Source organism: Streptosporangium sp. NPDC023615, assembly GCF_040640155.1.
Taxonomy (GTDB): Bacteria; Actinomycetota; Actinomycetes; order Streptosporangiales; family Streptosporangiaceae; genus Streptosporangium.
Genome location: NZ_JBFABE010000078.1, coordinates 25,436 through 38,708, shown reverse-complemented (window position 1 = coordinate 38,708; position 13,273 = coordinate 25,436). Strand labels below are relative to the sequence as shown.

Here is a 13,273-nt window from a genome sequence, read left to right as displayed (position 1 = left end):
GTCTCACCCAATCCCAGCGGCGAAAGGGACGTCAACTCGCGAACCGCCCTCTCAGACAGGTCGAGCACAGACATGAAGGTGCCGCTCCCGATGTCCTCGCCTCGGCAAGGGATTCAGCTACATGTCTGACGCAGGATCTCTTTCGCGGTGCACGTCCGCGCCAGGGAACAGCTCCCGCGCTGGTACTTCGAGGGCATCAGAGATCTTGAAGATCTGGTCTAGTAACGGACTGTACATACCGTTCTCGATCCGGTTGATCGTCTTACGATCAACATCGGCCAGTTCCCCCAAACGTTCCTGGGTCAGCCCGTGCTGCTCACGTACGTCGCGGAGCCGACGACCGAATTGAATGCGCAGCTCAGTGAGTCGACGTGAAGAGGGAAAGGGCACGAACCCCAAGCTGGTGCTCAGCCCCGGCCAAGGTCCGTACCAAACTTGGTATACAGCACTCAGCGTGACGGCAGACGCGGTAGCTTGCGGTGGGCACGACAGGCGAGCCAGCGTTCTGATCACATCTCTCGCTTGGTCCCTAACGTGCTCCCGCCTACTGCCTCCGCGCAACTGACCACCTGTTGACTTGGAGGCCTACGCAGGTGTGGACACCCTGGCCGTAAATCTTGCCCCGTGGAGGAGAACCGGTGACACGCCCATCAAGGTTCGGCGTTGAGTTCAAGAAAAACGCGGTGAACCTGGTTCGTTCGACGGGTCGAAGCTGTGCGGATGTGGCACGGGAGCTCAACGTGAACCGCGAGACGTTGCGCACCTGGGTGCGTAACGCTCCAGACGCCAAGGCACACCTGGCCCACACCGAGCGTGAGGAACTCGCTCAGCTGCGCGAACAGGTTGCCATACTGAAGACAGAGAAAGAGACCCTCCGCAGGGCGGCTGCTTATTTCGCCAGGGAGATGGCCCTCTAATTCCTGCGGTCAGCGGTGAATGCCGCCAGCGCCCCAACCGTCTTGGCCCGCAGGTCAACTCGTGAGGGTATCCACAGGAAGGCATACCAAAACGGTGTCGGCCGGATCAACATCCTCACGATGCACCAAAGTGATCATCCAGCTCTCGTCGCTGAGGCCGGCGAGTTCTACACCGAGGACTGCTTGGTCAAAGGCCTTCTTGATGGATATTCCCGCCGCGATGGCGGCGTAGAAGCGGGCGGCAAAGACCGCTGCGGTGGCGTCGAGCACCGTGGAGGCCATAGCGATGACCACCGGCACGATGGGCAGCAAGTCCTCATCGGCGCCTTCAACGGTGTCGCAGGCATTGAGTACCAGCAGCACCGGTGGCGGAGCGGCGGTGTCGAGCGCTCGACCTAACCGATCAAAGGTCAGGTCACGAGCTTGAGGGTCGTCGACGTCGCTGTTGTCCATCACGATGGCCCCCGCACCGCCGTGGCCGGAAAAGTGCACGACGTGAGGCTTGAGATCGTTGAGACCATCCAGCAGGTCTTCAGGGGCCGCGGCCGGGCGATGGCTGATCTTCACGTAGTCCCGATGCAGAGCGCCTCGTACGGCACGCTGGACCTGAGCGACCTCGGCATCAACGCGCAGATCCGAATCGGGGTTGGCGGTTAAATAGAGCAGGCGAAGCTCTTCAATCTGGGGTGCCGGCACGCTGCGGATCTCATGGACGTGACGAACCACCGGCCGAGACAGTTGAGCAACTTTACGAGCGTGATCGAGCTCGACACGGCGCTGCTTGGCCGAGGCTTGATCGTCTCGACGAGTGGTGGCGCGCTGGACGCGAGCGAGGCCGCTCTCAGCTGTGTGGAGTTTTTTCGTACGATCGGCGATTTTGCCTGCCAGATCAGCCGCTTTCTTCTCGCTTCCCGCAGCCTGCTTGTCGGCACGCTGGGCAGCGTTCTCGTAAGAGCGTGCCATCGACGCGCTGGTCGTAGGTTTGATCTTCGCCCGGGAGGTGGCGGCGCTGGCGCGAGCTTTCCCCGCCGCTGTTTTGGCTGCGGCCTCGTCCTTGCGAAGCGTGGCAAGCTCCTTGGCGTAGCGGTCGATCTGGTCTCGATACTGCTTTTCCGACACTCGCTTCTCCTGCGGATCGTCACAGCTATCAAGCATCATGACGGTCCGGCCCGACAGTTCGGTGTGCCCGTAGCGAACCTTTTGTCGATGAAGCACGAGGGCCTGCGGATCGACCTGCGCAGCCAGTTCCGCTGCGGCGGCGACCCGGAGTACATCCACTGGTTCGAGCAATTGCTCGGTCTGGTGCCCGGAGAACCACCGCCCGGTGGCGGCCACTGGAGAACTACGAACTACACGTCGCCCCCCGAGGCGATGGAGAAGTTCCTCAACAACCGCGCCGCTGAGACCAACAGCAGTGCCCGCATCGCGGTCGGCTTCTGCTGGCCCTGGTCCTCCCCCGCAAGGACGGTACCCTCGAACATGCGCATAGGGTCACACCATGCCGTGGTGGACCGAGGAGCGCGAGAAGTACTTCGCCTGGCACCGCACCCGTACCTCCAAGGTTGACATCCCCTCATAAAACGCATGCTGAGGCTGCTATGCGCAGCCTCAGCCGCATCGCCGCAGCCGGTCAGGCTCTCCCGTCCTGCACCGCCTGAGGCAGCCGCCATACCTCGCCTCATCCCACCCGCTCGCACTCCCCCAGGACACGCATTGCCACCGATCATCTATCTCGACCAGAACCACTGGATCACCCTGGCGCGCGCTCGGCACGCACGGCACAAAGTGCAGCATCTTGATGAGCTCACGGCGGCGGACGCGATATGGAAGATGGCAGCCAACCGGGAGATTCGCCTCCCGCTATCCGTGGCACATCTGGTCGAGACGGCGCGCGCCGGCGGAGGGCAACGACGCGCAGAACTGGCCGACACAATGCTCGAGGCCTATCACGGCTGGCACATGAGACACCCTGTCGACGTACGAGCCGCGGAGATAGCCGCTGTACTGAGTGGTGAAGCCGCCGATATCGAGGTGTTCAGCCGACAGCCCGGGACACCTTTTCCCTCTTCTCAGTTCGAGCCGTTCCACTCAGCGGATCCAGAGCTGACAGAGGACGCCCAGCGGCTGGTAGACGCACTGGTATGGCGCGACACCTGGAACTTCGCCTTGCGCCATGAGACCCAGAGCTCAGAGCAGAACAAGCAGGCTGACGCAGTCATCGAAGGATGGGCCCGTTCCCACCAGGAGTTCCAGACGTATCTCGCAGAGCACCCTGCGGAACGGGATCCTCGCCAGGTCGCAGCAGCCTGGACGCTGGGCGATCTGCACGTGGAGATCTCCATGATCGCGCATAATCTCGGCCTGTCTCCAGAGGACTTTGCGGCCACGATGAGGCCCGATAATGTCCTAAGCGTGTTCAGCGCGATGCCGTTCATTGCACGGGTTACGGAAATTACCCACCTGCGCTTTCGCGACCCGAACGACTCATGGAAACGCAACGACCTCAACGACCTGATTTACGCCATCTGCGCGGCCGGCTACGCGGACTTCGTCGTCGCCGACAACAAGTTCGCTCACCTCGCCAACCAGGCGAGCAAGCACAGCCCGCCGGGTGCGACCGTCACCAGCAACCTCCGCACGCTTTGGGCCGACCTCCAGGCCGCCGTTTCCTGAGGAGGCTGGGGCTGGCCTCCTGCGAGGGCCAGCGCAAACATGAATCGCTCCGGGCCTGATGAAGTCTCCACTGATCCCGGAGCGATTCATACTTCCTGCTGGGCGGCGGTCAACCCGCCCCGGTCCGAGGGGCGTCCGCAAGCAGACCACCCGCGAGCGCTGGCAGCAGATTCACGACCTCCTCGGCAAGGGTGTTGGCTTGCTGGAATACGCCCGCCGACTCGACGTGTCCCTGAACACCATCAAACGCTACGCCCGCAGAAGCGAGCCCGAGGAAGTCCGCCGTGCTCCGCGCTACCGACAGCCCCTCGTCGCCCCCTACCGCGACCATCTACGCGCCCGCCGCGCTGAGGATGCGGCCGTCCCGGTGATGCGGCTGTTCCATGAGATCAAGGAACTCGGCTACACCGGCAACCTCAGTCTCCTCTACCGCTACCTCGCCTCGGGCCGAGCCAAAGGCGACCAGCCCGTCATCACTGCCCGCCATCTCACCCGGCTCTTACTCACAGCCCCTGACCGGCTACGCGACGCCAACAGCCACCTGTGGCGGGATCTCACCGCCGCATATCCCGAACTGACCCCACTTGCTCGTCTCATCCACCCCTTCGCTGAACTGCTCACCCCTGCCGTCGGAAACGACACTCAGCTCACCGCATGGATCACTGCCGCACGCGCTGCCGACCTACCTCACCTGCACAGCTTCGCCAACGGAGTGGAGCTCGACCGCGCAGCCGTCGATGCCGCTCTCACCCTGCCCCACCACAACGGCCGGACCGAGGGCGTCAACACCCGCACGAAAAGAATCATGCGACAGATGCACGGCCGCGCCGGATTCGACCTCCTTCGCCACCGCATCCTCCTCCCGTGACCATCACCCAGCGCTACCACCGATTACGAGACAGAGCCGAAAACCGTACAGTCCCTGCGCACTGCTGCGTTCAGGAGTGCACAAACGAAAGCTCTAATCATCTATCCGAAATACCACATAAAGGATGACCCTTTTCTGCATGTGTAGAGATCAGATCGCCAGCCGATAGCGAAGAGAGCAGCATCCGAGACAGATACAAGATCGCCACCCGTCAGCCCCCAGCCATGAGACCTGTTGAGAATGTTGCCCCAGTAACACCGACAGCAACACTGCACAGACGCATACATCCATGAATCGACTCCCCCATCTGCCACTCTTCGGTTAACCTGACCAACACTCACCAGTAGAAGAACCGAACTCGCCACAGGGTGCCGAGGTGCCGTCACCATGCCGCACCCTGTAGCCGTAGATCGCCTCAGCGTGCATCGATCTTGGTGCAACGTGCGAGCCGCATGTTTCTGGAACGTGCCAAGAGATGTCGGCAGTGAAACGGAAGGAATGACTTCGGTGCACATCAAGTCGTTTCGGGTAGAAAATTTCCGTCGCCTTAGGAGCGTAAGGATAGACCTAGACAAGGAAGCAACGGTCTTTGTTGGAGCAAACAACAGTGGCAAGACATCCGCAACGCATGTGTTTCAACGATTCCTAGACCCGAAAGCACGCTTTCAAATATATGACTTCTCCGCTTATTGCTGGGAGGTCTTCGATAGCTTCGATCCCGTCAATGAAGACCCTCAGGATTTACCCGAGATCAGTTTTGACCTATGGCTCGAAGTAGACGACGAAAATATTCATCGAGTAATGGATCTCATGCCTGGGCTGGACTGGGACGGTGAACCCATCGGTGTACGTATGGCTTACGCCCCCAAAGACCCTCGATCACTGATCCAAAACTATCAAGAAGCACGCAAAGATCGAAAGAAATCTGATGAGAAGGTGGAGGCCATCTACGAGCCGTGGCCCCGCAGTCTTACCGACTATCTAAGCAAACGACTTCTCAATGAGTACGAGATGCAGTGCTATATTCTGGATAGCCGAGAATTTGATAATGACTTGCTCCCGAAGCCCGGCTACGAACCACACTATCTCGCTACAGGATCGTCTAGCGTCAGCTCTATTGTGAGCAAACTTATCAGAGTCGACTTTCTCCATGCTCAGCGACATCTAGCAGACTCGGAATCGCACGGCCGTTCGGAAGATCTTTCCCGACGACTCAGTAGATATTATCAGCGAAACTTGCAGAAATTTGAGGCCGGCCTGGATGCTCTTGAGGCAATCGCCGGGTCAGAATCCGCACTAAACCAGCACCTTGAGCAGGCCTTCGAATCAATTTTGAAAAGTATAGACCATTTGGGCTACCCGGGTTCAGTCAATCCTGGACTCATGGTCAAAGCTTCTTTCGATATACAAAACATTCTGAGTACAAGCGCCAGAGTTCACTACTCACTTCCGGGCGCCAGCGGCAACGAATCTTCAAGAACGTCACTAGCTCTTCCTGATCTATATAACGGACTTGGTTACAAAAATCTGATCTACATGGCCGTCGAAATCTTCGACTTTCATCTCGCGTGGGAGAACACGGGCGACGAACGCCCACCGGTGCACCTCATCATAATTGAGGAACCTGAAGCCCATCTACATGCACAACTGCAGCAAATATTCATCAGCAGGGTGATTGGAATGCTACCTGAAGCGAAATCCGGGTTCCATACCCAGATGGTTGTCACGACGCATTCCTCTCATGTCCTGTATGAGAGAAACTTCCGGTCGATTAGATACTTCTGTCGCGAGAGACGAAACAACTCATCAAATTTCAGCGATGTCAAAGACCTCTCAATCTTCTATGGTGGCGGAGAGGATCCGACACGAAAATTCCTGCAACAATACCTCAAACTAACGCACTGCGATCTCTTCTTTGCAGATGCCGCAATCCTGGTCGAGGGAAACGTAGAGCGCCTCCTGTTGCCGCTCGTAATCGAGCAACATATCTCCGAGCTGAAGAAGTGTCATCTCACGATACTTGAGGTCGGTGGTGCATTCGCTCACGTGTTTCAGGAGTTGCTGGAATTCCTGGAGATTACTACCCTTGTGATCACTGACCTCGACAGCGTTTCGGCATCACAAGAACCGAATAAGGAAGGCAAGCTAGAGAAAAACGCTAAAGCCTGCATGACGACTGAATCAGGTGCAGTCACGTCGAATGAGACGCTCAAGCACTGGTTCCGCGAAGAGACTTCGATCGAGGAATTGCTAGACCTTGATGACAGTCGGAAAATCGTCCATATTGAAAACGGAGGGTCTGGGAAAATTCGAGTCGCCTACCAAACTCGGCAATCCGCAGTCTGGAACGGCGAGAAAGCCGATCTCGCTGGTAGAACTCTCGAAGAGGCATTCGCTCTCGAAAACCTAGACTGGACGCAGGAGCAGACAAAATCGTCCATTGGGCTACAAGTTCGAGGATCCGATAGCCTTAGCCTCCAAGAGTTACACAAGAATATCTACGAAAAAGTCAGGAACCTCGACAAGACGAGGTTCGCACTCGCTCTTATCGCTGAACAGGACAAAGAGTGGAAGCCTCCGCAGTACATCCTCGATGGCCTGAATTGGCTTAGTGATCAAATGCTTCCAACCAAAGAGGTACCTCCTCCGAGCTCACTTGACCTTGAGGAACTCAGATGACGCGCCGTATCCATGCACCTGATACTGATGCCGATAGCGAACTCAAAGAACTGCTGGACGCAGAACCCCTTCAATGCTTTATCATGATCGCAGGGGCTGGCTCGGGAAAGACCACATCCCTTGTTAAAGCACTCAGCCATATCGTCGCCAAACATGGATCGCGCTTAAGCGCCCGAACCCAGCAGGTCGCCTGTATCACGTATACGGAAGTCGCGGCCAAGGAGATCCATTCAGACGTGGGCAACAGCCCACTCATCTTCGTTTCCACCATTCATAGTTTTTTATGGTCTCTGATCAAGGGCTTCCATCGCGATATCTCGGCATGGGTCCAGAGGCATCTAGAACGAGAGATTCAGCAGATTATCGAAAAGCAGAAAAGTTACTCTTCGAGAACCAAGAACACAACCATCGAGAAAGATCTCTCTTCTCTGCATAAACTCCAATCTCAACTGGAAATTATCCCTTCGATTAAGAAGTTCTCTTACGGAGTCGGAAGTGACTACACGAAAGGTGTTCTGGGCCACGAAGACATCATCCGCATGACCCCTGAGGTAATCAAGGAGAGTAAGCTATTTCGGCAGATTATCGCTAAAAAGTATCCCTATATATTTGTCGACGAGAGCCAGGATACTTTCCCGGAAGTGATTGAAGCGCTCAAGAGCATCGGCACTCAGGCGAAAAACACGGTTTGCCTTGGGTTCTTCGGAGATCCGATGCAGCAGATTTATCAACGCAGCGTCGGCCCTATTTTGCCTGAGCCTAACTGGAGAACAATTGAAAAGCCGGAAAATTTCCGGAGCTCCAGGAGAGTGCTCGAAGTCATTAATCAGGTAAGGTTCCAGGCCGACGGTTTAGTACAAATCTCAGGTCTTGACAGGGAAAAACAGCCGGAAGGAGAAGCGTTTTTCTTCGTCCTGCCAGCTGATTGTGAGCGGAACAGCCAATTAAAACGTGTTCGGGAATGGCTAAGTTTTCATAGCACATCTGGGAGCTGGGCCAGTGACACAAAGGGAAGTGCGGATGGCGCAAAGATCTTGATGATCGTGCACCGCATGGTTGCAAAGGAAATGGGGTTTGAAGAACTATATAAGGCGTTTCATGACAGCAACTCTAAGAGCTTGAAACTAGGATTTGAAGAGGGAAGTGCGTGGCCCCTCCGGCCATTCAGGGAAGTCATAATTCCTATCTGCAATGCGGCGTCCATCAAGTCTCCTTCGATCATCAGGATTCTTCGACAGCACAGCACAGTTCTTTCCTCTGACGTCACTCACCAGTCCTTCAAAGACAGACTCGCTATCGCACGAGAGGCCGTCCTTCGTCTCCGTCGAATCATGGATTCTGGCGGACCTGGCTCCGTGAGAAACGCGCTGGAGTTGGTGATCCAAGAGGGCTTAGTCAGCGCCGACCCGAGGTTCCATTCGTATCTCTATCCCGATGAAACAGATGAGCCCACTGCGTTGCCGTTGACAACCGTTGAGGTCCTTGATTCTTTCATGGCGTGTGATATCGCGGAAGTTCGCCCCTACTGTGAATACATCGACGAGCAATCTCCCTACTCCACTCAGCATGGCACTAAGGGTGCCGAGTTCCTCAAAGTCATTGTTGTGCTAGACGATATGGAAGCAAACTACAGTCTTTACTCATACGAGAAGCTTTTAGGAATTAGAGAATTATCCGATACAGACATTAAAAATGTGGATAGCGGAAAAGATTCTGTCTTGGGGCGGACGCGCAGGCTGTTCTACGTTTGTGTTTCGAGGGCGATTAACTCACTCGCCGTTGTAATTTTTGCAAGTGATCCCGCAGTCGCCAAAACTGCCATTGAGCAGTCAGGCATATCGGCAGAAGCCAAAGTGCTTGCCATAGACGACATCGCCGGTGAGGGTAGCTAGAGAGCTTTAATGGCTGAGGTTATGGCGGCTGCATGTCGAGGCCGGTCTTGGCGAGGAACCCGCCGAGCAGGTGACGGCGGTACTGGATGCGTTTGAGCCGGTTCCTGACCAGGCCGAGAAGCTGATCCACGTTGCGGGTCGCCAGGTTGGCCAGGGATTTCTTCATGTGCGCCCAGACCGCCTCGACCGGATTGAACTCCGGCGCGTAGGCGGGCAGGTAGAAGACCGTCAGCCAGGGGCGGTTGGCGATCAGTTCGCGCATCCTGGCCGAGCGGTGGGTGTTGAGGTTGTCCCACACCACCACCAGCGGCGCCCCGAGCTGCTGATGCGCGGCATCGAACAAGGCCGCGTAGTCGGTGGCGGTGAAGCCTTTGGGCTCGCCCTTGCGTCCGCGATGCGAGCGGGTGCGGTAGATCAGCCGGGCTCCGGCAGCAGGATCGGCCGGTTTCACCGCGACCAATGCGGTGATGGAGATCCGGCCGCCGCCCGCGGCAGTCACGGCCACCACCGGCGTGGCGCCGCGCCGACCCCACGTCCACCCTCGGGGTGACCTCAAGGTCTGGGCCGCCTCGTCTTCGAAGCAGATCCATGCTCCCAACTCGGCCGCGGCCCTTTTATGATCGGCCACTGCTCGTCCTTCCAGGCGGCAATGACCTGTTCATCCCGTTCGGCCGCCCTGCGCGAGGGCGCCTGCCAGGACCACCCCGCCCGGCGCAGCAGGTACCAGATCCCGGCCGGGGTGTAGCCGACCCCGAACCGGCGGCGCACCACCTCAGCGACCCGGGACAACGTCCAGCACTGGTCATCCCACCCCTGCGCGACCGGCCCGGCCTCCAGCACGCTCTCCAGCTCCACCACCTGGCCCGGGTCGAGCCGGCAGACCTCGCCGCCCGGCCCCTTCGACAGCAGCCCCTCGCGGCCCGCCGCCTCAAAAGCGCGCCGCCACCGATTGGCCGACATCCGCGACACCCGGAACTCCCGCGCCACCTGCGCATCGGTGGCGCCCTGGGCGAACCGGTCAGCCGCCTGTAACCGCACTCGTTCCCGCTTCACGCGCTGCTCGGTGGTCAACCCGCCGCTGTCGGGATACCTCATCCCACCGGCATAACCCCGCAACCGACCGCAGTCAGCCCTCCCGTACAGCCACAAGCCCGTAACCCAAGCGCTTAAAGCTCTCTAGCAACAAGGTGCTGTACAATGTTTTCAGAATCGCATGGACTAGGTCGATTTAATCGGTGCTCGCAACACTTCGTCGTTAAAGGTACTAGTGAGTAGGCCTGGGTAAGAAGCAGCAGGCTGTCCGGTTGCATCTCCTAACAAAGGTCTCCGGTCTGGAAGCCGAACTCTTCCGGTGACCACCTCGGTCAGACGAACATCCAGCAGTAGAGCAGTTGGTCCTGCTCCTTCGCGCGGCGGGCTAGCCCGACAAGATCCTTGACTAGGGACAGCAGGTATTCCCTGTCGTCCGAGGAGGAGAAAGAGAACTCTTCGATCGTCGTCCAGCGTTCCGCCACCGCGGGCAGGGACGAGTCGTCCGCGCCGGCGAGGGTGTCACGCGCGTTCACCGGCAACTCGTAGATGGCCGCCCCGCCCAGGTAGGGGGAGTCCTCAGGCAGGGCGTCCCACTCCTCGTCGGTCTGCGGGGCCGGATCGGGATACGAGGGGTACAGGGGCACCGCATCGACCAGGTCGAAGGAGAAGTCGACATCGCCGATGAACGCCACGAGCTGGCCCAGGATCACCTGAGGGTCGATCCATTTGGTCTCCACGGCGTCGAACCCGGCGACTCCGTACTCAGGATCGTCGATCACCCGGGAAAGGTCCGGCTGGACCATCGCCGCCGCCCGATCCGCAGCTCGGTAGTACTCACAGAAGACGCTCACGCGAGCGATCCTGGCTCGGCGCGCACAACAGGGCAACTACTCAGGCATACCTTCCCGGTCCCTTGAAGGCTTCGCCCGAGCTTTCCACAGTGACGATAAGCAAGGATCTTGAAGTGTGCTAGTGACTGCCAGTGCTGCACCGTTTACAGTGTGGAGTGGTTGGTCGCATGGCGTGAATGCGGCAGGCGGCTATGACTGCTTCTCCCCTGGGAGGCGATGGCGATGTCACTGTTGGAACGTGTGACTCAAGCCGAGGCGACCGCACGGCAGCAGGCGGACGAACTACGAGCGCAACTGGCCGCCATCGAAGAGCAACTGCGTCGGCTGGCAATCACTCGTGAGACTTTGACGGAGTTCGCCGACGACGAGCCCAGCGAAACCGACACGGCCGCAGACGACGACGTGGTCATCGAGGAGCCGTCCGGCTCGGCCCATAGCGATCTCGCTGACGAGCCGCCACGCCTGCCACCCCTGCGAGGCTTCCGGCGGCAGGTGGTGGCGTTTCTGGCCACAGCCGAGAAACCCATGCGGGCGCGAGAGATCGCACAAGCCATCGGCAAGCCGGATACCCGCTCACAAGTGGAGGGAATGCGCTCCCGGCTGCAGCGGCTAGTGAGCGACGGCTGGCTACAGCGCGAAGCGGACGGGCTTTATGCGCTCGCCCCCAATACCAACGGGCACGCGCCCAGCTGGGAGGCCGTTTGACCGCCGATATGTGATCACGGCCTCTGCCTTAAACAAATTGGTGCCGCCGAGATTAGGCCCTCGGCGGCACCCGGGTTGCGTGAGCGCCCAGCAGGACTAACCGACAGTGGCTCCCGCATTCCCGAGAGTAACCTGAACGAGGTGTCTTGGGGAGACGTCGAGCCCGGATTTCGCCTGCCCTGGCATCGGCAGGGTCGCGGCGGGAAGGACCGACGATGCCCTCACCAGGGCGAAACCGAACTCGTCCCGAGTCAGCTTCTCTTCGGCCTGACGGGCGGATCAGGCCACAACCGGATGCCCAATCCCGCCTCCAACTGGGCGATGGTGGCCACGTCGGGCCAGCAACGGCCGACAGCCACGTCGTTGACGGTCTGCCGGTTCACCCCGGACACCTCAGCCAGGCGGCGGAAACTCAGCCCCTGCTCGGCCATCACGTTCTGCAGAGCGGCGGCGATGGCCTGAACGGCGAGGGCGGCCGGATGGCCGGACAGGTCCGCGTAGGGCCAGTTCTCCGGGTCCTCGGCCAACTCCCGGGGAGAGCGAGAGCGCGCGCGTCCTCCGACCATGACAAACAGATCCTTTCGGTGGATGTCGTCGCTCTGCGTAACGGCAGGTTGTTCTGCCGCTATGGATGGGGTGTGACCCTCGATCCCGCGACCTCGGCAAAGATCACCAGCTACCGGCCGCAGAACGCTCCACCGGAGTGGGACCACATCTGCGGGCATGTGCGGATGCTGGTCGCCGCCAGCGCTGAGCGCTCCCCCTACCGGGTGGAACGGCTGCTCACCGCGACCACCCGCCTGGCCGTGTGGTGCCACCGCTCCGGCCTGCCGGATAACCCGGAAGTGTGGCTGCGACACGAGACGATCGACGCATTCGTCCTGACCGGCTGCACCGACCTGGCCCCGAGTTCGGCCCAGACCTACCGCAGCTGGCTGCGGCACATGCGCGCTACCCTCGCCTGGCTGGAACGCGGCGAACAGACGCCGCCACCGATGAAAGCACCCAAGAAGGTCAGCCCGCCGTACTCGCCGGCCCAGCTCAGCCGCCTTCGCGGCTGGGCCGAACACCTGTCTGGCCAAGCCAGAGACGACGCGTTGGCGTTGATGGCACTTGCCTTCGGTTGCGGCCTGACCTCTGGAGAAGTGGCCGCCGTCCGAACCGGGCACCTGCATCGCCTGGACTCCGGCGCGATCGTGGTCACCGTCCCCGGCACCGAGCGGTTGATCGTCTGCCGCGCTGCCTGGGAGGACATCCTCGCTCAGGCCACGGACCGGGCCGGCGATGCCTTCGTTTTCCGGCCCGGGCGTGCCTCCCGGCATGCCAAGAACCTGTTCAGCTCCTGGACGGCCCGCCACCGGCCGACCGGCGGCCTGCCCGCCGTATCGGTGCGCCGGCTGCGTTCCTCCTGGATCGTCGAGTTGCTGAGCGCGCGGATCGATGTGGGCGTGGTGGCCGCCGCAGCCGGGACGAGCACCTCCGCGCTGGCCCGCTACCAGCATTTCGTCCCTGCCTTGAGCGAGCTCACCGCGGTTGCGCTGCTGCGCGGCCGCGGCAGGTGAGTACGGCGAAGCCACGCGCCTGGCCGCCGCGCACCACCCGAGCCCGAGCCACCCGCCCACGGCCTCCCACCAAACAGACGGCACAAATCCCCAA

General features: G+C 59.8%; 13 protein-coding genes and 1 pseudogene. 8 read left to right on the top strand and 6 right to left on the bottom strand.

All coding sequences use genetic code 11. The features are described 5' to 3' along the window. Positions 1-117: 117 nt before the first annotated feature. Positions 118-390: a helix-turn-helix transcriptional regulator gene (locus tag AB0G16_RS33935; RefSeq protein ID WP_362814326.1), complete on the bottom strand. Its 273-nt coding sequence runs from the start codon at positions 388-390 to the stop codon at positions 118-120. A 248-nt stretch (positions 391-638) separates the two neighbouring features. Here AB0G16_RS33935 and AB0G16_RS33930 point away from each other — a divergent pair, with 248 nt between their 5' ends. After that, entirely contained in the window at positions 639-917 is a 279-nt protein-coding gene (locus AB0G16_RS33930) for a transposase (RefSeq protein ID WP_350969892.1), read from the top strand. A 54-nt stretch (positions 918-971) separates the two neighbouring features. Here AB0G16_RS33930 and AB0G16_RS33925 read toward each other — a convergent pair whose 3' ends face one another. Beyond that, positions 972-2,252, bottom strand: coding sequence for a CHAT domain-containing protein (locus tag AB0G16_RS33925; RefSeq protein WP_362814324.1), 1,281 nt, complete (start codon positions 2,250-2,252; stop codon positions 972-974). Here AB0G16_RS33925 and AB0G16_RS33920 point away from each other — a divergent pair. The 5 genes and pseudogenes from AB0G16_RS33920 to AB0G16_RS33900 all read left to right on the top strand — a co-directional run bounded on the left by AB0G16_RS33920 (position 2,139) and on the right by AB0G16_RS33900 (position 9,029). After that, on the top strand, positions 2,139-2,483 hold the full coding sequence (locus tag AB0G16_RS33920; protein ID WP_362814334.1) for a DNA/RNA helicase domain-containing protein: 345 nt from the start codon (positions 2,139-2,141) through the stop codon (positions 2,481-2,483). The genes AB0G16_RS33925 and AB0G16_RS33920 overlap by 114 nt on opposite strands. Positions 2,484-2,630: 147 nt before the next feature. Continuing rightward, positions 2,631-3,590 (top strand): hypothetical protein, encoded by a 960-nt coding sequence (locus AB0G16_RS33915; RefSeq protein ID WP_362814322.1) that lies wholly within the window; start codon positions 2,631-2,633, stop codon positions 3,588-3,590. 36 nt (positions 3,591-3,626) lie between these two features. Next, positions 3,627-4,458 (top strand): annotated as a pseudogene (locus AB0G16_RS33910) (transposase); the annotation flags it as partial. Between the two features lie 507 nt (positions 4,459-4,965). Further along, positions 4,966-7,137: an AAA family ATPase gene (locus tag AB0G16_RS33905; RefSeq protein WP_362814320.1), complete on the top strand. Its 2,172-nt coding sequence runs from the start codon at positions 4,966-4,968 to the stop codon at positions 7,135-7,137. After that, the gene (locus AB0G16_RS33900; protein ID WP_362814318.1) at positions 7,134-9,029 is read left to right on the top strand and encodes a UvrD-helicase domain-containing protein; all 1,896 of its coding nucleotides are present in this window, start codon (positions 7,134-7,136) and stop codon (positions 9,027-9,029) included. Before AB0G16_RS33905 ends, AB0G16_RS33900 begins: the two co-directional genes overlap by 4 nt. 19 nt (positions 9,030-9,048) lie before the next feature. On the opposite strand, the gene AB0G16_RS33895 is transcribed toward AB0G16_RS33900, so the two are convergent. The 3 genes from AB0G16_RS33895 to AB0G16_RS33885 form a co-directional block, all read right to left on the bottom strand. Then, positions 9,049-9,657, bottom strand: a complete 609-nt coding sequence (locus tag AB0G16_RS33895; RefSeq protein ID WP_362814316.1) for a transposase — start codon at positions 9,655-9,657, stop codon at positions 9,049-9,051. Next, a complete protein-coding gene (locus tag AB0G16_RS33890; protein ID WP_362814314.1) occupies positions 9,582-10,124 on the bottom strand; it encodes a winged helix-turn-helix domain-containing protein in 543 nt (180 codons plus the stop codon). Before AB0G16_RS33890 ends, AB0G16_RS33895 begins: the two co-directional genes overlap by 76 nt. Before the next feature lie 269 nt (positions 10,125-10,393). Then, positions 10,394-10,840 (bottom strand): hypothetical protein, encoded by a 447-nt coding sequence (locus AB0G16_RS33885; protein ID WP_362814312.1) that lies wholly within the window; start codon positions 10,838-10,840, stop codon positions 10,394-10,396. A 294-nt stretch (positions 10,841-11,134) separates the two neighbouring features. On the opposite strand from AB0G16_RS33885, the gene AB0G16_RS33880 reads away from it, so the two are divergent. Next, positions 11,135-11,617: a hypothetical protein gene (locus AB0G16_RS33880; RefSeq protein WP_362814310.1), complete on the top strand. Its 483-nt coding sequence runs from the start codon at positions 11,135-11,137 to the stop codon at positions 11,615-11,617. A 251-nt stretch (positions 11,618-11,868) separates the two neighbouring features. Here the strand turns inward: AB0G16_RS33880 and AB0G16_RS33875 are convergent, their stop codons facing one another. Further along, positions 11,869-12,144 carry a helix-turn-helix transcriptional regulator gene (locus AB0G16_RS33875; RefSeq protein ID WP_362814306.1) on the bottom strand — a complete coding sequence of 92 codons (276 nt, stop codon included), beginning with the start codon at positions 12,142-12,144 and terminating at the stop codon, positions 11,869-11,871. A 111-nt stretch (positions 12,145-12,255) separates the two neighbouring features. Here AB0G16_RS33875 and AB0G16_RS33870 point away from each other — a divergent pair, with 111 nt between their 5' ends. Continuing rightward, positions 12,256-13,179, top strand: a complete 924-nt coding sequence (locus AB0G16_RS33870; RefSeq protein ID WP_362814304.1) for a hypothetical protein — start codon at positions 12,256-12,258, stop codon at positions 13,177-13,179. Positions 13,180-13,273 lie beyond the last annotated feature (94 nt).

Excerpts from the sequence above, each read along its gene's own strand:
- AB0G16_RS33900 (WP_362814318.1), top strand. The coding sequence starts at position 7,134 with ATGACGCGCCGTATCCATGCACCTGATACTGATGCCGATAGCGAACTC.
- AB0G16_RS33890 (WP_362814314.1), bottom strand. The coding sequence starts at position 10,124 with ATGAGGTATCCCGACAGCGGCGGGTTGACCACCGAGCAGCGCGTGAAG.
- AB0G16_RS33880 (WP_362814310.1), top strand. The coding sequence starts at position 11,135 with ATGTCACTGTTGGAACGTGTGACTCAAGCCGAGGCGACCGCACGGCAG.